Genomic DNA, 20,456 nt, shown 5'->3' on the forward strand with positions numbered 1-20,456 from the left:
CCGGCACACCAAAAAGCTCGCCAGGTTCAGGAGGGTACGGACGGGAGGACATGTATGAGTGAACCGACCCTCCACTGTCGCCTCTGCGGGAGCGAACTCTCGATGGGGCTAGTCGCGACCAACAGCCGGCACTGCTGTCTCAACGCCACACCTATCGCCGGGACCTGCCCCGAACACGGTCCGGTCGGCCCGCACCACGCTGTCGAAGAATATAGTAGCCATTGAAAATCAATGCACACCCGACCGCACGACTGCAGTGCGGTCGGTGTGTAAATCGTTTCAATTGTTACTATAGCCAGGCCGACCGTCGCGGAGGTTCAAGTACGGGAACGGGGCCATGCCCCGGTATGCTCCCGGGGACTCCCGCCGTCGACCCGACAGCGACGCTCGCGTTACTCGCTGCGGTCGGGGCGGGAATCGGCCTCGGAACGCTCAGCGGCCTCGTCCCGGGGTTGCACGCCAACACGTTCGCGCTCTTGCTCGCCGCCGCGGCGAGCAGTCTGCCGGGGCCGCGGCTCTACGTCGGCGTCGCGATGCTTTCTGCCGGGGTAACACACACTTTTCTCGACGTGATTCCGGCGCTGGCACTCGGTGTCCCGGACCCGGCGATGGCGGCCAGCGCGCTGCCGAGCCACCAGCTGGTCATTGAAGGACGTGGTCGGGAGGCGCTTCGCCTGTCAGCGCTGGGGAGCGGGCTGGCGGTGGTGTTTGCCGTCCCGCTCGCGGTTCCGCTCACTCTGGTAATGGCGCATGCGTATCCGCTGCTCCGGCCGCGGCTCCCGGTGCTCCTCGCGGGGGTCGCCGTCCTGCTCGTGGTCACGGAGCAGGGCCGCCGCCAGCAGGTTGGTGCGGCGTGTTCCCTGGCCGCCAGTGGACTGCTCGGAATCGCCCTGCTCGACGCGCCGGTAACCGGAGCATTGCCTGTGTCGGACGTGCTGGTCCCGCTGTTTTCGGGGCTGTTCGGCGCGCCGGTGCTCCTGGCCGCTATCGAGGGGGACGGCGTCCCGCCACAGGCCGACGCGACGGTGACGACGCCGCGACGAACGGTCGGCGTTCTCGCCGGCATCGGGACGCTCTGTGGTGGCGCTGTCGGCTACATCCCTGGCATCTCCAGCGCTATCGCAGCAACGCTGGCGCTGGGTCTGATCTCCGATCAGGGGCCGCGGGCGTTCATCGTGACGACGAGCGGCGTCAACACGGCGACGGCGGTGTTTGCGCTGTTCGCGCTCATCTCGTTGGGAACGCCCCGAACCGGCGTCCTCGTTGCGCTCGACCGGGCCGAGGTGCCGCTCGTGCTCCCGGCGCTGCTGGCCGCGGTCGCCATGGCTGCCGTCGCCGGCGCGATACTCGTCCCGACCGTCGGCGACCGCTACCTCAAGGTCGTCGGCCGACTGGACCCGACGTACCTCTCGCTGTCGGTGATAGCGGTCCTGATCTGCCTCTCCGCGCTCTTCGCCGGTCTTGTCGGCGTCGGTGCATTCGGGGCCGCTACCGCCGTCGGCCACCTTCCACCGAATTTCGGGGCTCGGCGGGCGACTCTGATGGGGGTGTTGCTCGTCCCGCTGGCGCTATAGGTAGCCCCGCTGGCGGAAATGGGCGAGCAAGACGGCGACGACGATCACCATCCCGATCATCACCGCGGGGTAGCTGAACGCCCAGCCCAGTTCCGGCATGTTGTACGGGCTGTCGGCAAAGTTCATCCCGTACACGCCGACGACGAACGTCAGCGGGATGAAGATGGTCGCGACGACGGTGAGCACCTTCATCACTTCGTTGGTGGACTGTGACACCGTGTTCAGGTAGATGTCCCGCGCGCCTGCCACCAGATCGCGGTAGGTCTCGGTCAGGTCGACGATCTGGACCAGGTGGTCGTACACGTCCCGGAAGTACTTCTCCGTCTGTGGCTGGATCTGCTTGGGGTCGCCGCGGGCGAGCACGCCGATCGCTTCCCGCGCCGGCCAGACCTGTTTGCGGAAGGACAGCAGGTCGCGCCGAACGTCGTTGATCCGTTCGAGCGTTTCGATATCGGTGGAGGTGGTCACTTCCTCCTCGATCTGTTCGATATCGGTCTCGATCTCGTCCAGCAGGTCGAAATACGCGTCGACGATGACATCGATGACCCGGTAGGCCGTGAAATCCGGGCCCCGGTGGAGAAGTCGCTCGTCCCCGCGGCCGACAGCGTCCATCACGCGCTGGACGGACGGGACGGCTCCCGTCGACAGCGTGACGACCCAGTCGGGGCCGATGAACAGGCCAAGCGGCGTCGTTTTCACCTCTTTGTCGAACGTCGTATCGCCGGGCGTGAGAGACGCGGATTTGACGAGCACGAAAGTGTAGGCGTTGAACTCCTGGACGTTGGCCCGGACGTCGTTCTTGATGTCCTCGATAGTCAGTGAGTGGAGGTCGAAGGCGGAGCTGACGGCCTCGACCTCATCGGGTGTTGCGTCGGTGACGTGAACCCACGTCGTCCCGACAGCGGTTCGGGCGGCCGTCAGGTCCTCGTACTCCATCGCCTGTCCGTCGGCGTACACCACTGCGGAGATCACGGTGTGTCCTCCGTCGGCGTGGCGTGGCCGACGGCCGCCACCGTCAGCCCGACCATAACCGCCGTCACTGACGCGGAGCGGCCGGGGTAGACGACGCTCGTCCCGATGACGTAGCCGGCGATGCCGACGAGCGTGAGCACCACACCTGCGACGAACAGCCGATTCATGCCTCCGTCATCACTGGCCCGAAAGAAAACAGTGTCCCCGCAGTCAGTTGCCCGAGTGCGAGAGGCCGCCGAGCAGCGTATCGATGCGCGGGCTCTCTTGATCGTCGATCTGTTCCGGGTAAACGGCGACGGCGACGACCACGTCGCCCTCGTGCTCAAAGCTCGTGAGATGAATCAGGACATCGACTTCCTGACCCTGGATAGTCGTCGTGCCGGAGAACACGGCCACCTCGCGGGACTCGCCCAGCGCCTCCACCGAGCGGTTGCGTTCGAACTGGACATCGTTGATCTGGTCGTTTCGACTGGCGACTTCCTCGACAAGGCGTTCGTTGGACCAGCTTGCCGCGGGGTTCAGCGACTGCCCCGCGACGCTGGCGCTGGGCGTCGAGAAGACGATGAACCGGCCGGCGTTGACCTCACCGACCGGCCCGAGGTCGATACCGCGCTCGTACTGTCGGATGTGGTTCGTGACGCGGATCGTCCGTTCCTGGCCCGCGACGGTGACCGTCCGCTCGAGAGTCTGTTCGTCAGCCATCGACTGTTCGTAGCCGGTTTCTTCGAGCGCACTGTCGCTGACTGTCGCCGGTGCGGAGTCGAACTCGACTGTCTCCCCGGTTATCAGGCCGACACAGCCCGACGAGACGACGAGTAGTCCGACAAGAAGTGTGAGTATCCCCTTTCGCATTGTTGTTCCTACACTGTGTCCAGTATATAAAGTACTTGGCCGTTCAAGCTGTTACCTGAGGTACAAAAGGCCGCCGATAAACGTCCCAGAGCCGGTCTGTCGTCTCTTTTCAGAGCCGGTAGGTCGGCCCGTCGTCGGTGTCCTGTACCTCGACGCCGAGCGCTTCGAGTTCGTCCCGGAGTTCGTCGGCGCGTTCGTAGTTGCCCGCGTCTCGCTCCTGCTCGCGGATGTCCAGAACCAGATCGACCACGTCGCCGGCAAGCGACACGTCACCGCTGTCGTCGTCGCCGAACGCCAGCCCGAGGATGCCGCCGCCGAGTTCCTCGAACGTTTCGACGGCACGGCGGAGTCCCTGGTAGTCACGCTGCTCGTGGGCGTCGAGGTGGGAGTTCACTGCGGCCGTCAGGTCGAGCAGCGCGGTCATCGCTTCCCGCGTGTTGAAGTCGTCGTTCATTGCCTCTTCGAACGCCGAGCGGGCGTCGTCGACGGCGTCGCGAAGCGTCTCATCGGTCACCTTCGCGTAGGCATCCACGTCGTCGCAGGCCTCGACCGCCCGTTCGTAGCCCCGGGAGAGGCGGTCCCAGCGCTCCTCGGCCTCCGCGATGGTCTCGTCGCTGTAGGTCGCCCGCGAAGTGTAGGCCGTCGACAGCAGGAAGGTTCGGAGCACGTCGGGACCGAACTCCTCGACGGCGTCGGCGACGGTGAAGTAGTTGCCAAGCGAGGAGGACATCTTCTCCTCCTCGGTCTCCAGCAGGCGGACGTGGAGCCAGTACTTCGCGAACTGCTGACCGGTCGCAGCCTCGCTCTGGGCCACCTCGTTCTCGTGGTGCGGGAAGACGAGGTCCTGGCCGCCGACGTGGATGTCGATGGACTCGTCGAGGTGAGTCATCGACATCGCCGAGCACTCGATGTGCCAGCCGGGCCGACCTTCGCCCCACGGGGAGTCCCAGGTCTGGGCAGTCTGGCAAGCCTCCTCGGCAGGTGCGGCCTCGGAGTGCTGATGTTCGGCGATGTCCTCGGGGTCGACGCCGCCGGCTTTCCAGAGCGCGAAGTCGGCCGGGTGGCGCTTCTCCCCTTCGGTGTCCTCGCCCTGGGACTCGATATCGTCGACGGACTGGTTCGAGAGCTTGCCGTAGTCCTCGAAGCTTGTCACGTCGAAGTAGACGGAGCCGTTTTGCTCGTAGGCGTGGCCCTGCTCGACGAGTCGCTCGACGAGGTCGATGATCTCCGGGACGTGCTCGGAGACGCGGGGATACACCTCCGCGCGGCCGAGGTTGAGCGAGCGCATGTCGTCGATGACCTGCTGGACGTAGTGGCGAGCCACGCTCTCCTCGCTGTCGCCGTCCTCGCCGACGCGGGCGACGATCTTCTCGTTGACGTCGGTGAAGTTTTCGACGTGGTGGACGTCGTAGCCCAGATAGTCGAGCCAGCGGGCCATCACGTCGACGTGGACCCACCCTCGCGCGTGCCCGAGGTGGGGCGGGTCGGAGGTCGTCAGCCCACAGTAGTACAGCAACACGGAGTCGGGGTCGCGCGGCTCGAAGGGCTCTTTCTCACCGGTCAACGTGTTCGTCACGCGAAGCGTCATTACCGGGGAGAACTGGGGCCGCCCGCTTTAAGCCGTCGGAAGGCGACTCACCCCTGTACAGTCGCTTCGACCACCCGGAGCGCGTCCGGTCCCGCGCGGCGACTCACGACCACGACGAGCGCGTCCTCGGTGACGCCGGCGGCGTCGACGGAGACGTCCGCCGCTCGCAGGCGTCCCAGCACCTCGGCCAGCGCCGGCGGCGAGAGGTCGCCGGTGGCGACGATGCCCGTCAGCGAGCCAGCGCCCTCGGCGAAGGCGGCGTCCCCCACCTGGAGGACGGCGTCGGGCGACTCGGCCCGCCCCAGGCCACTCTGCATCGAGACGCGGGCGTCGCTGTCGTGGGCCGGGACGTCGTCCAGTTCCTCGGCGAACCGACGGAGCGCAGTCGCGATGGCCTCCTCCTCGCCGTCGATGCCGAGTGTGCGCGCAGCGGCGGTGTAGTTGACGACGCCGGCCCGGAGCGCGTCGTAGAGGAACGGGCGTTCGCGGACGGCGTCCCTGGTCGCGGCGGCGAGTGACATTGGCGTCGGCCACGCCCGGCGCGGGCAAAAGTCGTTCCATCGGGAGCGAGCGACCGCGGGTGGCGGAGCCGGCGGCGTCGGGCCATAATCGCCACACCGGCGCGCCACTCCCTCAGAACTGCGGGCCCACTCCCAGCGAGTGAGAACAGGGGTAGGGGTTTGTCCCCCTCGGCGTCCACTCTCTACACGAGGGAAGACCAATGGCGATTGCACAACGAGAGCGGAAGGCGTTCGGACAGCCCCTAGGAGCAGCGGAACGAGTCATCGGCGGCATCGTCGTCGCTGCCGGCGCGCTGGGACACGCCGCACTGCTTGCGGCCGCCGGACTGTTGTTCTACGTCCTCCTGTTCGGGCTGTGACCGGACGGAATCGATCGGTAACCACTCACTTTCCGAGTTCGACACCGAGCAGCCTGCCGGCTACCCGGACAGGCCAACGAAGGCCCTAAGGACGGCTCGCACCAACCGGTGGGTATGGACGAAGCACTCGTTATCGCGGCCCACGGCTCCCACCTGAACGCCGAGTCGAGTACGCCCACCTACGATCACGCGGACACGATTCGGGCGACCGGCGCGTTCGCCGAAGTCCGTGAGTCGTTCTGGAAGGAGGAACCGTCGTTCCGGGAGGCGCTGCGGACCGTCGACGCTGATGAGGTGTATCTGGTTCCGCTATTCATCTCTGAGGGCTACTTCACCGAGCAGGTCATCCCCCGGGAGTTCCGCCTGGAGGACTGGGACCCCGAGCTGTGGGACTCCGACGGGACGAGCGCGACCAACGCGACGCTGGCCGCCGAGGACACGGACCAGACGGTCCACTACTGCGGCCCGGTCGGGACACACGACTCGATGAGCGACGTCATCGTCCAACGGGCCGAGTCCGTCACCGGCGACCCCGATGTCGGCGAAGGGTTCGGACTCGCAGTCGTCGGCCACGGCACGGAGCGCAACGAGAACTCCGCGAAGGCCATCCAGTACCACGCCGACCGTATCCGCGAGCGGGACCGCTTCGACGAGGTACAGTCGCTGTTCATGGACGAGGACCCCGAGGTCGACGATGTCGCGGACTACTTCGAGAGCGACGACATCGTCGTCGTGCCGCTGTTCATCGCCGACGGCTTCCACACCCAGGAGGATATCCCCGAGGACATGGGCCTGACCGACGACTATCGGACGGGCTACGACGTGCCGACCACTGTCGAGGGCCACGATATCTGGTACGCCGGAGCGGTCGGAACGGAGCCGCTGATGGCTGACGTGGTGCTCGAACGGGCCGCTGACGCGGGGGCCGACGTGAGCAGCGCAATCGAACAGGTGCGCGAGGAGACCGGCGGCGCAAAGCCCGCGACCGGCGACTGACGGCTCACCGACTGCTGCCGTTGGGTCACAATAACGGGATTCCGCCACTGGCTGGCCGGAACCAGCCGACTTTTGCCGACTGAGTCCCGTTTTCCGGTATGGACGGCGAGTACGTGGACGCGCTGGTGGCAACCGCCCCCGATGGCATCGCCTTCGACGACCTCCACGTGGCCCACGAGACAGACGGGTACACGTTCCAGACGCCGGACGTGGACCACAGTGGCATCGACGAGGAGACGCTCCGGACGGTGGCGGCAGAGTCACCGCACGTCCGAAACTGGTACTTCTGGCACGCCACCGCGCCTCAGAAGGCGGACCGCTGGGCGTTCCTCCGCTGGCTCGAAGGGGCGGAGCAGCGGGACGTGGCCGAGCGCTACGACGCGCTTGCTGACGGGGTGTCCGCGACCTGGGGGGAACTCCACCTGACCGTCACGCTCTCTGACGGAGCGCGCACCTACAGCGTCCGGCACCGCGCCGACGCGGATGTCGGAACCAGCGCGCTCGAAACCCACGACGACCCGCTCGACGCGCGCGAGATCGCGAAGCACGACGACGACGGTGGCTACCGTCCGCTCAAGACCGCGCCGTCGCTCCAGACCGGCTGGGCGTTCCCCGAGCTATCGGCGGGCGAGTTCGTCACGACGGTCGACGCGTTCTACCCGGCGACCATCGCGAACTGGCACCGCGAGCGAGAGGGCGAACTCGACGTGAGCCACTGGCGGGACACCGTCGACCGGCAGACCGGGATTTACGGCGTCGTCAAGACCTGGGACCGCGGCGACGGCTACGAACACGTCAACTGGGTCGCCGAGGCCTGCTGTGACGACTCCCAGTGTCTCAAACGCCGGGAGTGGCAGTACGACGACGAAACGGACCTCGACGTCGACGGCGGATCGGGGACGTTCCCCTGCCGCGAACCCTGCTCGCTCGTCATCGCTGGCGCACGCAAGTGGACGAAACTCGAGGGCGAGGAGACCCAGACCTACGAGTTCGAACTGACGCCCAGCGAGAAAGAACAGATCGAGGACATCATCGACGCTGTCGCCGACGGCGAGGCCGAGGACATCCGCGAGGCCGACATCTACGAGGGAGCCAACCGGTACCGCACGCGGTTCCTGCGATCGAAGCTGTTCGACGACGAGGGGAACCTCGGCGGCGTCGAGACGGAGCAGTAAACCCTGACAATTCAGGGCAAGCGAACTGCGACGGACAGGAGGCCCACCAGGATTGTGACCGCGAGGACTGCGCCGACGGTCAACAGCACGTTCCCGGTGAGTACCAGCGTGATGAGTCCCGCAATCAGGACCGTGAAGCCGCCAGCCGCCAGCACCGGCCCTAAAGGGAGATCTTGGAGGCCGGGTTCAGACTCCGTCGCCGGTTTCGGCTGTGGTTTCGACAGGTCGTCGTCGACGATGACCGGTTCGTTCTCGGTCCCGCCTTCCGGGATGAAAATATCGATGTATCGGGTTTCCGCCCCGTACCCCGTCACGACCTTTAGCTTGCCACGGACTGGCCCGTCACCGTCGACAGTCACCCTGACCAACCGGTCGGTTTCGGCCCGTACGTGATGGTTCGTGGCGTCAAGCGACGCGACGGAAGAGAGCGAGTCGTCGAGATGGAGATGGACGTGCAGCGCCTCGCCGTGGTTGTGTAACTGCACGTCGAAACTCCCTGTCGCGTCGAACTCCTTTGGAACTTCCAGGCTGTGGATGTCCGTCCGGTTGAGGTGCACGGGCAGGGAGTCAGGCACGGGCGTGACTCCGCGGGGCGAGGAAAAAAAGGTTCAGGCCGGTGCCTCGTCGCGCATGTCCGGCGGGAGCAGGTTCGGAATGCCGTCCTCAATGGGGAACGTCTCGCCACACTCGGTGCAGACGAGTTCGCCCGACATGATCTCGCCGTCGTCGCGCTCCGTCACTTCGAGGTCGAGGTCGTGCTTGTCCAGAGGGCAGCAAATAATTTCCATCAGGTCCTCTTTCATACGTTCAGCCAAGACCGGCGGTCGCAAAAGTCTGCCGCTCTCCCAGTGGCCGTGTCCCCGTCGCCGGGAAGTGGTTGATGGGACTCGAACGGCGAACTCAACAGAAACCCGTTAGAACGGCTGTTCGCGGACGATGGTTTCGCCGCGGCCGGGACCGACGCCGATGGCGTAGGCCGGCGTGTCGAGTTCGGCTTCGATGTATTCGACGTAGGCCTTCGCGTTCTCGGGGAGTGCGTCGTACCCCTTGTCGGCAGCGTTCTGCCAGTCGATTTCGGGCCAGCCGTCGAACGACCGGAAGTTCGCCTCACATTTCGCCCACTGCTCGGTGGTCGCGGGCATCGACGCCAGCTCCTCGCCGTCGAGCGTGTACGTGTGGCCGACCTTCACTTTGTCGAGGCCGGCGAGCACGTCGAGGTGGTTGATGGCGATGCCGGTAAACCCGGACACGCGTGTGGAGTGGCGCAACATTGGCAGGTCGAGCCAGCCGACCCGTCGCGGACGGCCGGTAACCGTGCCGTACTCGCCGCCTTCCTCGCGGATGTAGTTCGCCAGCTCCTCGTCCTCGCCTTCGCCCTGCTCGTCGTAGCCGGGCGTGTCGCCGACGACGCCGCCAAGTTCGGTCGGCAGCGGGCCACTTCCGACGCGAGTGAGGTACGCCTTCACGATCCCGATGACTTCGCCGTCGCCGACGACGCCGGGGCTGAGTCCGGTCCCCGTCGCCGCGCCGCCGGCCGTCGGGTTCGAGGAGGTGACGTAGGGGTAGTTCCCGTGGTCGATGTCGATTATCGTCCCCTGTGCGCCCTCCAGCATGACGTTCTGGCCTTCGTCGATGGTCGCGCTGAGGAAGGCCCCGGCGTTGACGGTCATGTCCTCGGCCTCGAAGCGGCGGCCGAACTCGCGGAACTCCTCGAAGATGGCGTCCACGTCGAAGGCGTTGGGATCTTCAAGTTCGCCGATGTCGAGGCCGTACACGTCCTCGACGACGGCCCGCTTCTGCGGGACGACGTATTCGAGGCGCTCCCGGAGCACGTCCGGGTCGAGCAGGTCGCCGACGCGGACGCCGCGCCGGCCGGCTTTGTCCTCGTAGGTCGGGCCGATACCCCGGCCCGTCGTGCCGACTTCCTGATCCGTTTCGCTTTTTACTTTCTCCTCGATACCGTCGAGCACGCGGTGGAACGGGAGAATGACGTGTGCTCGTTCGGCGATGCGGACGTCCGGGTCGAGGCCGCGTTCCTGGAGCGTGTCTATCTCGTCGAACAGCGTTCGCGGATTGACGACGCACCCGTTGCCGAGTACGCCGACCTTGCCGCGGATGGCTCCGCTCGGAACCAGCGAGAGCTTGTACTCCTCGCCCTCGTGGACGACGGTGTGGCCGGCGTTGTCGCCGCCCTGATAGCGCGCGACGACGTCCACGTCGTCGCCGTACAGGTCGACGATGCCGCCCTTCCCTTCGTCGCCGAGCTGTGAGCCGACGATGGTTACGGTCATCGCACGCACCTTCCATCCACCGTGATAAACAGATTACGGTCCCGATATTACGCTCGTGAGCAGTACCCATGTGAATCGTTACGACGGTTTTAAGACACCCCTGTTCGAACATATCAACGTTATAGCGGTTGTCCGAGGGAGAACCTTTAAATACCACAAACACAAGTTAACAATTGCCATGATAGACAGGCTTGAAAAGGAAGTTGACATGCTGGAGCGCCATTTGCAGGTGCTTCGCATGGTTATAGAGAACGAGCCTATCGGTATCGTGAAGATGTCCAACGAAACCGGCTACCCGCACCACAAGGTGCGCTACTCGCTGCGCGTTCTCGAAGAGGAGAACCTCATCGAGCCCTCCAGCCAGGGTGCGATCACGACCGAACAGACCGGTGAGTTCGTCGACGACCTCGACGAGAAGGTCGACGAAATCATCGACAAGCTCGAAGGTATGAAGATCGAAGACGCGGCCGAAATCGAAGGCTAAGCTTCTCTCTCAGAGTTCCGGGACCGCCAGGTGGAACTCCTGGTTTCTCGCTTCTAACAGACAGAGGTGAAAGCCCTCTTTGCGCGAGAGGTTCACGAAGCTCTTCCGCTTATCGCGACTGAACAGCCCGCTTGAAGTGGCGTCTTCGGCCGTTTCGAGCGCCCCTGGCTCGAAGAAACTGCTCGTGACGAGAAACGCTGACGCAAGCGATCCGGAGGCGTTACCGACCCGTTCAGCGTTCCGGATGAGGTCCGACATCTGGCCCTCGGAGGCCGGTTCTCGCGAGTCGTTGATGTTTGCGACGACGAGCGGGTTCCCCATCCGGTCACGGACGACGACGTCGAACCGCTCCTGCGAGCGGTTCTCCTGGCCGTCCTCCGTGTAGGTCACCGTGACGTTGCCGTTCAGTTCGGCGCGGTCGATAGCTGGAAGGCCCTCGTAGAGGTTCTTCATCGCTCCAGCGTGACCGGTGTCCCGAATCTCATAGAGGAGGTTCCGGATGAGCCAGTTGACGAAGCGGTACTGGATGCTGTCTTCGAGGAACTCCTCGAACGGCGTCCCATTGACCGTGGCCCCCTCGGCTTCGAACTGTGTGTGGTACTCCAGTCTGAGGTTCGATTCGACTTCCTCGCGGCTCGCCTCGCCGTCCTTGGCCTCCTCCAGCGTCGCCTTGCCCTTCGAGTCGTATCTGACGAAGAGGTTCGTCCCGTTTATCGCCTCGCCGGTACTGAGTCGGGTTCCGCCCGCAGCGGTGTCGCTCTGCTCGTCGAGTTGCTCCTCCAGCCGATCGATTTCGGCGCGTGCGTCAGCTAGCTCCGACTCCAGGCGGTCGCGCTCGTCCCGAAGTTCCTGGTTTGTGGCCTCCAGATCGGTGAGTTCGGATTCGAGTTCCGACACGGTCTCGGCTCGCTGTTCCAGTTCGGATTCCAGTTCCGCGACGCGCTCCCCCTCGCGCGGCGAGGGCTCTTCGTCGGCAGGCGACCGTTGCTGGTCTGCTGTCGACGGTTGGTCCTGCGGTGTGTCGGCCGACTGTACGTCCTGTCCGGTTGTGCCCCGGCTCTCCTGGGCCGGCGCTGGCCCCTGCACACTGGATTCGGTCGCCGGTGGTGGGTCGTCCTGTGCCGGCTGGTCACGTCGCGGCGTGGATGCCTGCTGTCCCCCGGTTGGCGGGGTTTGGGTCGGTGACACGCTAGTGGTCGTGCTCTCCTGAGCACCCCCGGACTTGTTCGGGTCCAGCGACGGGACCGAGCGCGTCTCCAGGTCCGTACTGGACCCGCCAGATCCGGATTCCGGCGTCGGGGGCGCCGCCGATCCGGACTGTGCCTGGGACGGCCGTGACTCTGGGCTCTGGCCCGGCTGCGAGTCGGTCGGTTCGGTGCGACGGTCGGTCGAAGCAGCCTGGTCGCTCTGTGTCTGAGAGCTTCGGGCACTGGCGTGCCGGGCTTCCTGTGTTTGTGACGATTCCGTTGCCGAGCGCTTCGATTCGGTCTCCGTAGCGGCGTCACGCTCCGTGGCTCTCCGGTCGGTGGTACTGTGGTCGGGGTCCGGCTGTGTCTCGGTGTCGGTGCCTGTCGCCGCCCGGTCGGCCGCGTCGCCGTCTGGCTGGCTGTCCGCACTCGACTGGTCGTCCGGTTCGGAGCTACGGCGGGACCGGCCCGGAGCCGCACCGGCGGCTTTCGACCCCGGCGGGCCGCCGCTCGCCGGGCCGCGGTCCGGCGGTGATTCCGCTGTTGGCTGGGTCTGTCCAGCATCGTCGGTTCCATCGGCTTCGGTATCTCCGACTGCGTCCGGCGGCGTCTCCGCCGGTTCGTCGCTGGCCTCGTCTCGCGGCGTCGGTTCGGCAGGCTCCGTCGCCTCTGCTGGCGTGCTGTCCACCGCACCAGCGTCGGCCGGTTGGTCGTCGACAGCCGTTTCGTCGCCAGCGTCGAGCGGATCGACGCCGGCGGCCGCCGGGTCCGCTGACTGCTCGTCCGCGTCGTCCTCCGGCGGGTCCGGAATCTCTATCGGCTCGATGTCGACCGGCATGACCTCGTAGATGCCGACCTCGTCGTTGGCCGTCTCGAACGCCTCGTCGTCGGTGAGGAGGTTGTCGGAGTTGCCGACCCACGCGACGCTCATCGAGCGGCCCTGGTGATAGACGGTGTAGTAGTCGCCCGAGAGGACGTTCTCGGAGAGTTCGATAAAGCCGGTAAAGTTGCCGCTCGACAGTGTCTGGTCGACTTCCGCAAGCGCCGTGTCTTCGGTGTAGTACTGTGCTTTCACCTCGTCGGCGCGCTCCTGCATCACTGCAAGCAGGGGCAAGGCCTCGTGCGGTGACCGCTTGGCTGTTCCCGACGCGTCCTCGAAATCCTCGATGGTGCCGTCGAGGACGCCGACGACGGTCCCGTTCAACATGAACAGGCGCGTCGGACCCGCGATGACCGCGCCGGAGAACTCCTGTCCGGCGAGGTCCTGCAGGCCCGCGAACCCGCCGTCGAACGGAACCGACTCCCAGCCGTCGACCCGTTCGACCGTGCGTGTACTCATTACCCTCACCAAGCCGGATGGTGGACAAATAGTTTGTGCCCACAGCATCAGTGGTGTTTACGATAGGGACAGGGGCCGACGGAGCGCTTTTTATCACCCCCGGTGAAGGTCAGTCGGCTCCCTCCAATGATGGTCGATATCGTTCGCGTCGTCGGGTTCGGTGTCTGTGGCGTGTTTACCGTCGTACTGGGCCTCGTCCACTTCGCGATGCCCCGCCTGCTGGATTTCGACGGCGCGATACCGACTGACGGGGAACCACTGCGACCGCTCTCGCTCCTGGTTGTCACCTACCAGACGAAACAATCGGACGTGCGCGGAATCGCCCAGATAATGAATCACGCCGTGAGCTACGTGCTGGTGACCATCGGCGTGCTCGACCTCCTCGCAGGCGAGTGGCTCGGAGAGTGGTTCGCCCCGTATCTGCTCGTGTGGCTCGCAATATGGTGGTTTCTCAGGGCAGCGACCCAGCGACACATGGGTTCCCGGCCCGGCGATTGGCTCGTCGCGGTCGGCTTTACCGCCATCGGGGTGTTCCACCTCGTGTTCGGCGTCGTCGTCTGGCCGTAACACCACCGGTCCGATGGACATATCACCCCGCGGCCGCAAATACGGGTATGGTAGAGGAGCCGGGACTAAGCGACCAGTATCCGACCGCGAGTCCGTGGCCGCTGTTCGTCGCACTGGGATTGGCACTGTCAGAGATCGGCGTGTTCGTCGGGCTCTTTCCAGTGGCTGTCTTCGGACTGATACTGTTCGGCGGCAGTATCGCCGGCATCCTGACCGAGTCCGGCTACGTCGAGCGGCCGTGGCCGACCCTGCTTGGCGTCGGCGTGGCCCTCATCGTCATCGCTGCCGCGTTTGCGCTCTGGCAGGTCCCGTTCGCCGATATCGCGATCTCGAACGTCGGCACCGGGCCGCTGCTCACTCGACTGGTGGCCGTCGGCGTGGCGGGCGCTGTGATGATCGCGATGGGCGGCGTCGCCTCGATAATGGAACAGACCGCGGCGTAAGACGGACACCCGCCCGATACGGAAACCAACACTCTATTTACTGGCCTGTGCTAACGGGCAGGCATGGCACTGTTCGGGTTCGAAAAAGACACCCTGCTCGACCTCACCGTGAACGTCATCCCACTCGGGATTCTCCTCTTCTTCATCGTCGCGTTCGCCGCGTTCCCGGCGTTCGGGACGGATCCCGTCTTCTCAGGGTTGCAGTTCGCACTGATTATCTCGATGTTCCTGCTGCTCGCCGTCCTGACCTACTACGCGGGGAAGGCCGTCGAGAACGCCGAGAAAGAGAGCGGCGAACTGGGCCACGAAGACTGAGCGGACAGTTTCAGGTAAACCGTTTCGAAGACCGACCGCGCTCGCCACCGGGTGACAGTGTGAGGTGGCCCCTTCATTCTGCGGTTTCAATGCCGGATGGGAGCCGTATTTTATCGTCGTTGCTGTAGGAATCGACCCTTTGATAATGTCCCAGTCCTGAAGGACGACTATGGTAGCAGGAGATATTGTGCTGACGGGGCTGATGGCCGTCCTCCTCGTCGGCGTCGCCGCGCTTCTCACCCGTGTCGAGAACTGGCGTTCGTATACGCCGCTCGCGGGTGGCGGGGCCGTCACGGGTGACGAGACAGCGGTCATCAACCGTGAGAAACCCGCAGGTATCATTCGCTGGCTAACAACTGTCGACCACAAGGACATCGGTCTGTTGTACGGGGTGTACGCGGTCATCGCCCTGGCAGTCGGTGGGATCATGGCGATGCTCATCCGCGTCCAGCTCGTCGTTCCGGGCGGTGCAATCCTCGGCAACAACGCCTACAACTCCATTCTGACGAGTCACGGCATCACGATGCTATTCCTGTTCGGGACGCCGATCATCGCGGCGTTCGCGAACTACTTCATTCCCCTGCTCATCGGGGCTGACGACATGGCGTTCCCGCGTATCAACGCCATCGCGTTCTGGATACTCCCGCCCGCGGCGCTGCTCATCTGGGCCGGGTTCTTCCTCGCACCGGTCACCGAGAACATGATCGAACCGGCTCGCACGGCCTGGACGATGTACACGCCGCTGTCGGTCGAGCAGGCAAACCCCGGCGTCGACCTGATGCTGCTGGGGCTGCACCTCTCCGGTATCGGGGCGACGATGGGTGCGATCAACTTCATCGCGACCATCTTCACCGAGCGTGACGGGGAGGTCAACTGGGCGAACCTCGACATCTTCTCGTGGACGATCCTCACCCAGTCCGCGCTGATCCTGTTCGCCTTCCCGCTGCTGGGGAGCGCCATCGTGATGCTGCTGCTGGATCGGAACCTCCAGACGACGTTCTTCGCCGTCGAGGGCGGTGGCCCGCTACTGTGGCAGCACCTGTTCTGGTTCTTCGGCCACCCCGAGGTGTACATCCTCGTTCTGCCGCCGATGGGTCTCGTGAGTCTGATCCTGCCGAAGTTCTCCGGGCGGAAGCTGTTCGGCTTCAAGTTCGTCGTCTACTCGACGCTTGCCATCGGCGTCCTCTCCTTCGGCGTCTGGGCCCACCACATGTTCTCGACGGGCATGGACCCGCGGCTCCGGGCCTCGTTCATGGCTGTCTCGCTAGCTATCGCGATACCGAGCGCAGTCAAGACGTTCAACTGGATCACGACGATGTGGAACGGCCGCCTGCGCCTGACGACGCCGATGCTGTTCTGTATCGGCTTCGTCTCGAACTTCATCATCGGCGGCGTCACCGGCGTGTTCCTCGCTTCCATCCCCGTCGACCTGATCCTGCACGACACCTACTACGTCGTCGGGCACTTCCACTACATCGTGATGGGTGCCATCGGCTTCGCGGCCTTCGCCGGCATCTACTACTGGTTCCCGATATTCACCGGCCGGATGTACCAGCGCACCCTCGGGAAGGCGCACTTCTGGTTCTCGATGGTCGGAACCAACCTCACGTTCTTCGCGATGCTCGCGCTTGGCTACCTGGGGATGCCGCGCCGCTACGCCACCTATGAATTCGACGGCGCTATCGCGCCGCTGACGCAGGTGGCGACGTTCCACCAGCTAGCGACGGTCGGCGCGTTCATCCTGTTCATCGGGCAGCTGTTCTTCGTCTGGAACATCGTCCAGTCCTGGCTCGAAGGCCCGAAAGTCGAGGACGGCGACCCGTGGAACCTCGAACGCGACGGCATGCTGGACCGTGAGTTCCAGTGGTTCGACGAGCAGCTCGAAGCCGAGGAGCCGGAGAAGGACCCGTCCCTGCTGGCTGACGGCGGACAGGAAGAACAAGACGACTCGTAACCGTCCCGAATTCTCTTTAGTCTACGTCTTTTCGTTCGTAGCCACGGCCGAACTGGTAGTGGCTGTTAGCTTGCGCCGGAGACAAGCACCATAGCCGTCACGAACATCATGAGCGCGATTCCGGTCAGGACGAGAAACAGTAGCTCCTTCTGTGACATAGGATAGCTACGGCGCGGAAGTGAAAAAGGCTAATCGTCTCCGAGCCGTTGTTTCCGCATGAGCGACCAAGCCGAGGCCAGGTCCGGACAGAAAATCGTCCTTCGCCTGTATGTCTCTATTGTCATTCTCGCTGGCGTGATGGGGTTCGTGCTTGGCAGCATCCGACCGGAGGACCTCGAACCGGAACTGTTCGGTGTGATTGCACTGCCGCCGACGCCGTTCGGCGTCGCCATCTACGGATTCGTCACCATCGGTATCGTACTTGGCGTGTTGCTCGGTCTCGTCGTGTACGTCTCCGAGCGGATCGACGACGCGGCAAGTTCCTGAGGGGTTTGGTTCCGGATCATCCCTGCCGTATGACCCACTCACCCGTACCGTCTTTTGCCCCCTGTTTCCTGCATTCCGTTAGTTTAATTTAACCCGGCTGACAGTCACCTACGTGACACCAAGTCGGTGTCTCGTCGCCCTCCCCACAGATGCGCCCCGAGTTTGCCCTCCGTCAGTGGCTGGTCCCCCGAATCGCTATCGACCGACGTGCGCTCGCAGCGTTCCGAGTGTCGCTCGGGCTGTGTCTCCTCGTCGACATCGCTCTGCGGTGTTCGGACATCACCGCGTTTTACACCGACAGTGGCGCGCTCCCGCGCTCGACACTGACTGAACTGTATCCGGTCCTGGGAGACATGTCGCCGCTCGCTGTCTCGGGGGGCGTCTGGCTGCCGCTAGTGGCCTTCGGACTGACGGCGCTCGCCGGACTGGCGCTGGTGGTCGGCTACCGACCCCGCCTGAGTGCGGGCGTCGCGTTCGTCCTGCTCGTATCGATACAGCTCCGGAACCCTGTCGTCCTCAACGCCGGCGATACGCTGTTTCGCCGGCTGCTGTTCTGGAGTCTCCTGCTCCCGCTCGGATGTGGCTGGGGAAAAGGGTCGCCGGAGTCCGCCTCGACACGGGTCGCCACCCCCGGTACTGCAGGCGTCGTTCTGCAGGTGCTGGCCGTGTACGTGACGAACGGCCTGATGAAGCTTCGCGGTGCGTACTGGCACCGAGGGACTGCGGTGCAGTATGTATTCCAGCTCGATCACCTCACCGTCCGCGTTGGTGACGTTGTTGCGGGCTGGGGTCCGGTGCTGGTACTGGGAAACTGGCTCTGGCTCGCCTTGCTCGTGGGGTCCCCGTTGTTGGTCATCTGGAGCGGACGGTATCGGACTGGACTGGTCGCGGCGTTCGTCACCGCTCACGTCTGTATGGCGCTCTCGTTCCGCCTGGGCGTGTTCCCGCTCGTCTCGATTCTCGGACTGGTCCTGTTTTTCCCGCCGTCATTCTGGGACGCGGTCGCGGACCGCCGGCCCGCTGCCGTCGAAGCGTTGCGGCCGCGGTGGCCGGAGTCAGCGACAGGTGCCCCGCAGATCTGGTTCCCTACGATGACGTATTCGCTAGCGACGCTGGGTATCGCCGCGATTATCGTTCTCAACGCTGTCGCGGTCGGTTTCGTCGCCGCACCGACAGGAACGCCGGACAGAATCGAGGACCGGAGCTGGAACATGTTCGCGCCGGACCCCGCACTGGAAACATGGTGGTACGCGGCCCCGGCAACCCTGGAGTCCGGGAACCGGGTCGACGCGCTTACCCAGGAGCCGGTCAATCTCTCTCGGCCGTCGGAGGTGGCCGACCGGTTCCCGAACCAACGCTGGAAGAAGTTCCTCGGGACAGCCCGCCACGAACCCAGTATTCGACGGTCACTCGCAACGTATCTGTGTTCGCAGTGGAATCAAAGCCACGACGATGCTATCGAGCGCGTGGATTTGATTATCCTGACAGAGTCGACGAACCTGAACGGGTCCGAATCCGTCGACCGGGAACGGCTCGGGTCGTATCAATGTGCATGAGAGACTGATACCGGAGAGACGGTTAGACCGTCAGTAGAGTGATGATAGAGCGTACGCTTGCCAGTCAGGCGACGCTCGCCGTTTCCTGATAGCTCCCGTACTCTGCCTCGAAGACGGCCATGATCTCGCCCATCGTCGCGTAGGCTTTCACCGCGTCGATGATGACGGGCATGACGTTCCCGCCGTCGGTGATCACTTGCTGCAGTTCGTCGAGCGCTGCTTCCACGGCCGCGTCGTCGCGGTCTGCCTTGACCGTCGCGAGCTTGTCCCGCTGGCGTTCCTGTACGTCCTCGTCGACGGTGAGAATCTCGGGTTCGGTGTCTTCCTCGACGGTGTACTTGTTGACACCGACCATGACCTCTTCGTCGCTCTCGACGCGCTGCTGGTACTCGTAGGCGGCGTCCTGAATCTCACGCTGGAAGTAGCCGTCCTGAATCCCCTGAATGACGCCGTCGCGGACCGAGCCGTCGCCGAGTTCGTCCCTGATGTGGTTGATGTAGGCCATCGTCTTCTCCTCGACTTCGTCGGTCAGCGACTCGATGGCGAAACTGCCGCCCATCGGGTCGACGATATCGGCGGCACCCGACTCCTCCGCGATGATCTGTTGTGTCCGGAGGGCGACCCGCACCGCTTGTTCGGACGGGAGCGCCAGCGCTTCGTCGAAGCTGTTGGTGTGTAGGCTCTGGGTTCCGCCCAGCACACCTGCGAGGGCCTGAATCGTCACGCGGACGATGTTGTTCAGCGGTTGCTGGGCTGTCAGTGACTGGCCGGCGGTCTGGGTGTGGAACTTCAGTTGCTTGCTCGCGTCGGCCTCCGCGTCGTACCAGTCGTCCATCACGCGGGCGTAGATGCGCCGGGCCGCACGGAACTTCGCGATCTCCTCGAACATGGAGTTATGCGAATTGAAAAAAAAGGAGAGTTGTGGGGCGAACTCGTCTACGTCCAGCCCGCGGTTCAGACAGTCTTCGACGTAGGCGAAACCGTCCGCGAGCGTGAACGCGAGCTCCTGCACGGCTGTCGAGCCGGCCTCCCGGATGTGGTATCCCGACACCGATATGGGCTTGAACTTCGGGGTCTCCTGACTGGCGAACTCGATGGTGTCGGTGACGAGTTTCAGCGACGGCTCCGGCGGGATGACCCACTCCTTCTGTGCGATGAACTCCTTGAACATGTCGTTCTGGAGGGTTCCGCGGATCTCCTCGCGCGGGACACCCTGCTGGTCGGCCAGCGCGATGTACATCGCGTAGATGACCGGCGCGCTGGGGTTGATCGTGAAGGAAGTGGACACCTCGCCGAGGTTGATGCCGTCGAACAACCGCTCCATGTCCGCCAGCGTGTCGACAGCGACGCCCTCCTTGCCGACTTCGCCGTCTGCCATCACGTCGTCGGAGTCGATGCCCATCAGCGTCGGCATGTCGAAGGCCGTCGACAGCCCGGTCTGGCCCTCGTCGATGAGATAGTGGAACCGCTCGTTGGTCTCGTCGGCGGTGCCAAAGCCCGCGAACTGCCGCATAGTCCACTGCCGGCCGCGGTACATCGTGGGATAGACGCCGCGTGTGAACGGCTCCTCGCCGGGGAAGCCGATGTCCTCCTCGTAGTCGATGTTATCCACGTCGAGTGGCGTGTACAGCCGGTCCACGTCGAGGTTTGAGACGGTCGCGAACCGCTCTTTGCGTTCGCCGTAGGCGTCCAGTACGGGGTCGAGTGTCTCGGCTTCCCACTCGTCTTTCTGCTCGCGGATGCGCTGGAGGTCCGACTCGTCGAACATGCCTCCGTGTATGTCATGATTTAGTAAGA

General features: G+C 64.5%; 22 protein-coding genes. 12 read left to right on the forward strand and 10 right to left on the reverse strand.

The window, feature by feature from the left end; all coding sequences use genetic code 11:
- Nucleotides 1-54: 54 nt before the first annotated feature.
- Both ACOZ4H_RS08420 and ACOZ4H_RS08425 read left to right on the forward strand, forming a co-directional pair.
- Nucleotides 55-225 (forward strand): hypothetical protein, encoded by a 171-nt coding sequence (locus ACOZ4H_RS08420; RefSeq protein WP_424328849.1) that lies wholly within the window; start codon nucleotides 55-57, stop codon nucleotides 223-225.
- A 122-nt stretch (nucleotides 226-347) separates the two neighbouring features.
- A complete protein-coding gene (locus ACOZ4H_RS08425) occupies nucleotides 348-1,574 on the forward strand; it encodes a tripartite tricarboxylate transporter permease (protein ID WP_424328850.1) in 1,227 nt (408 codons plus the stop codon).
- Here ACOZ4H_RS08425 and corA read toward each other — a convergent pair.
- The 5 genes from corA to ACOZ4H_RS08450 all read right to left on the reverse strand — a co-directional run bounded on the left by corA (nucleotide 1,569) and on the right by ACOZ4H_RS08450 (nucleotide 5,507).
- Complete coding sequence (corA, locus tag ACOZ4H_RS08430) at nucleotides 1,569-2,546, reverse strand: magnesium/cobalt transporter CorA (protein ID WP_424328851.1); 978 nt, start codon at nucleotides 2,544-2,546, stop codon at nucleotides 1,569-1,571. The two genes, ACOZ4H_RS08425 and corA, sit on opposite strands and share 6 nt — an antisense overlap.
- Nucleotides 2,543-2,713 (reverse strand): hypothetical protein, encoded by a 171-nt coding sequence (locus ACOZ4H_RS08435; RefSeq protein ID WP_424328852.1) that lies wholly within the window; start codon nucleotides 2,711-2,713, stop codon nucleotides 2,543-2,545. Before ACOZ4H_RS08435 ends, corA begins: the two co-directional genes overlap by 4 nt.
- Nucleotides 2,714-2,756: 43 nt before the next feature.
- Nucleotides 2,757-3,398, reverse strand: a complete 642-nt coding sequence (locus tag ACOZ4H_RS08440) for a DUF6517 family protein (protein ID WP_424328853.1) — start codon at nucleotides 3,396-3,398, stop codon at nucleotides 2,757-2,759.
- Between the two features lie 109 nt (nucleotides 3,399-3,507).
- On the reverse strand, nucleotides 3,508-4,986 hold the full coding sequence (gene cysS, locus ACOZ4H_RS08445; protein ID WP_424328854.1) for a cysteine--tRNA ligase: 1,479 nt from the start codon (nucleotides 4,984-4,986) through the stop codon (nucleotides 3,508-3,510).
- Nucleotides 4,987-5,033: 47 nt separating this feature from the next.
- Nucleotides 5,034-5,507, reverse strand: a complete 474-nt coding sequence (locus ACOZ4H_RS08450; RefSeq protein WP_424328855.1) for a DUF7523 family protein — start codon at nucleotides 5,505-5,507, stop codon at nucleotides 5,034-5,036.
- 200 nt (nucleotides 5,508-5,707) lie between these two features.
- Here ACOZ4H_RS08450 and ACOZ4H_RS08455 point away from each other — a divergent pair, with 200 nt between their 5' ends.
- The 3 genes from ACOZ4H_RS08455 to ACOZ4H_RS08465 all read left to right on the forward strand — a co-directional run bounded on the left by ACOZ4H_RS08455 (nucleotide 5,708) and on the right by ACOZ4H_RS08465 (nucleotide 8,037).
- Nucleotides 5,708-5,866: a hypothetical protein gene (locus tag ACOZ4H_RS08455; RefSeq protein WP_424328856.1), complete on the forward strand. Its 159-nt coding sequence runs from the start codon at nucleotides 5,708-5,710 to the stop codon at nucleotides 5,864-5,866.
- Between the two features lie 114 nt (nucleotides 5,867-5,980).
- Entirely contained in the window at nucleotides 5,981-6,862 is an 882-nt protein-coding gene (locus ACOZ4H_RS08460) for a CbiX/SirB N-terminal domain-containing protein (protein ID WP_424328857.1), read from the forward strand.
- 98 nt (nucleotides 6,863-6,960) lie between these two features.
- Nucleotides 6,961-8,037: a DR2241 family protein gene (locus tag ACOZ4H_RS08465; protein WP_424328858.1), complete on the forward strand. Its 1,077-nt coding sequence runs from the start codon at nucleotides 6,961-6,963 to the stop codon at nucleotides 8,035-8,037.
- A gap of 11 nt (nucleotides 8,038-8,048) precedes the next feature.
- Here ACOZ4H_RS08465 and ACOZ4H_RS08470 read toward each other — a convergent pair whose 3' ends face one another.
- The 3 genes from ACOZ4H_RS08470 to ACOZ4H_RS08480 all read right to left on the reverse strand — a co-directional run bounded on the left by ACOZ4H_RS08470 (nucleotide 8,049) and on the right by ACOZ4H_RS08480 (nucleotide 10,328).
- A complete protein-coding gene (locus ACOZ4H_RS08470) occupies nucleotides 8,049-8,612 on the reverse strand; it encodes a DUF7524 family protein (RefSeq protein WP_424328859.1) in 564 nt (187 codons plus the stop codon).
- Between the two features lie 33 nt (nucleotides 8,613-8,645).
- Nucleotides 8,646-8,840: a methytransferase partner Trm112 gene (locus ACOZ4H_RS08475; RefSeq protein ID WP_424328860.1), complete on the reverse strand. Its 195-nt coding sequence runs from the start codon at nucleotides 8,838-8,840 to the stop codon at nucleotides 8,646-8,648.
- A gap of 111 nt (nucleotides 8,841-8,951) precedes the next feature.
- Entirely contained in the window at nucleotides 8,952-10,328 is a 1,377-nt protein-coding gene (locus tag ACOZ4H_RS08480) for an adenylosuccinate synthase (RefSeq protein WP_424328861.1), read from the reverse strand.
- Between the two features lie 178 nt (nucleotides 10,329-10,506).
- Between ACOZ4H_RS08480 and ACOZ4H_RS08485 the strand changes: the two genes are divergently transcribed.
- Entirely contained in the window at nucleotides 10,507-10,812 is a 306-nt protein-coding gene (locus ACOZ4H_RS08485; protein ID WP_004516266.1) for a hypothetical protein, read from the forward strand.
- A 9-nt stretch (nucleotides 10,813-10,821) separates the two neighbouring features.
- Here the strand turns inward: ACOZ4H_RS08485 and ACOZ4H_RS08490 are convergent, their stop codons facing one another.
- A complete protein-coding gene (locus ACOZ4H_RS08490; protein WP_424328862.1) occupies nucleotides 10,822-13,338 on the reverse strand; it encodes a DUF7527 domain-containing protein in 2,517 nt (838 codons plus the stop codon).
- Between the two features lie 126 nt (nucleotides 13,339-13,464).
- Between ACOZ4H_RS08490 and ACOZ4H_RS08495 the strand changes: the two genes are divergently transcribed.
- From ACOZ4H_RS08495 to ACOZ4H_RS08520, 6 genes are all read left to right on the forward strand, one after another.
- The gene (locus ACOZ4H_RS08495; protein WP_424328863.1) at nucleotides 13,465-13,905 is read left to right on the forward strand and encodes a hypothetical protein; all 441 of its coding nucleotides are present in this window, start codon (nucleotides 13,465-13,467) and stop codon (nucleotides 13,903-13,905) included.
- A gap of 47 nt (nucleotides 13,906-13,952) precedes the next feature.
- On the forward strand, nucleotides 13,953-14,348 hold the full coding sequence (locus ACOZ4H_RS08500) for a DUF7541 family protein (RefSeq protein ID WP_424328864.1): 396 nt from the start codon (nucleotides 13,953-13,955) through the stop codon (nucleotides 14,346-14,348).
- Between the two features lie 63 nt (nucleotides 14,349-14,411).
- Nucleotides 14,412-14,663: a DUF6684 family protein gene (locus tag ACOZ4H_RS08505; protein WP_424328865.1), complete on the forward strand. Its 252-nt coding sequence runs from the start codon at nucleotides 14,412-14,414 to the stop codon at nucleotides 14,661-14,663.
- A gap of 169 nt (nucleotides 14,664-14,832) precedes the next feature.
- Complete coding sequence (locus ACOZ4H_RS08510; RefSeq protein WP_424328866.1) at nucleotides 14,833-16,617, forward strand: cytochrome c oxidase subunit I; 1,785 nt, start codon at nucleotides 14,833-14,835, stop codon at nucleotides 16,615-16,617.
- 216 nt (nucleotides 16,618-16,833) lie between these two features.
- Nucleotides 16,834-17,103, forward strand: a complete 270-nt coding sequence (locus ACOZ4H_RS08515; RefSeq protein ID WP_424328867.1) for a DUF7520 family protein — start codon at nucleotides 16,834-16,836, stop codon at nucleotides 17,101-17,103.
- A 149-nt stretch (nucleotides 17,104-17,252) separates the two neighbouring features.
- Nucleotides 17,253-18,659: an HTTM domain-containing protein gene (locus tag ACOZ4H_RS08520; protein ID WP_424328868.1), complete on the forward strand. Its 1,407-nt coding sequence runs from the start codon at nucleotides 17,253-17,255 to the stop codon at nucleotides 18,657-18,659.
- A gap of 64 nt (nucleotides 18,660-18,723) precedes the next feature.
- On the opposite strand, the gene ACOZ4H_RS08525 is transcribed toward ACOZ4H_RS08520, so the two are convergent.
- Complete coding sequence (locus tag ACOZ4H_RS08525; RefSeq protein ID WP_424328869.1) at nucleotides 18,724-20,427, reverse strand: methylmalonyl-CoA mutase family protein; 1,704 nt, start codon at nucleotides 20,425-20,427, stop codon at nucleotides 18,724-18,726.
- Between the last annotated feature and the right edge of the window lie 29 nt (nucleotides 20,428-20,456).

It is taken from the genome of Haloarcula amylolytica (assembly GCF_049705545.1).
Classification (GTDB): Archaea; Halobacteriota; Halobacteria; order Halobacteriales; family Haloarculaceae; genus Haloarcula; species Haloarcula amylolytica_B.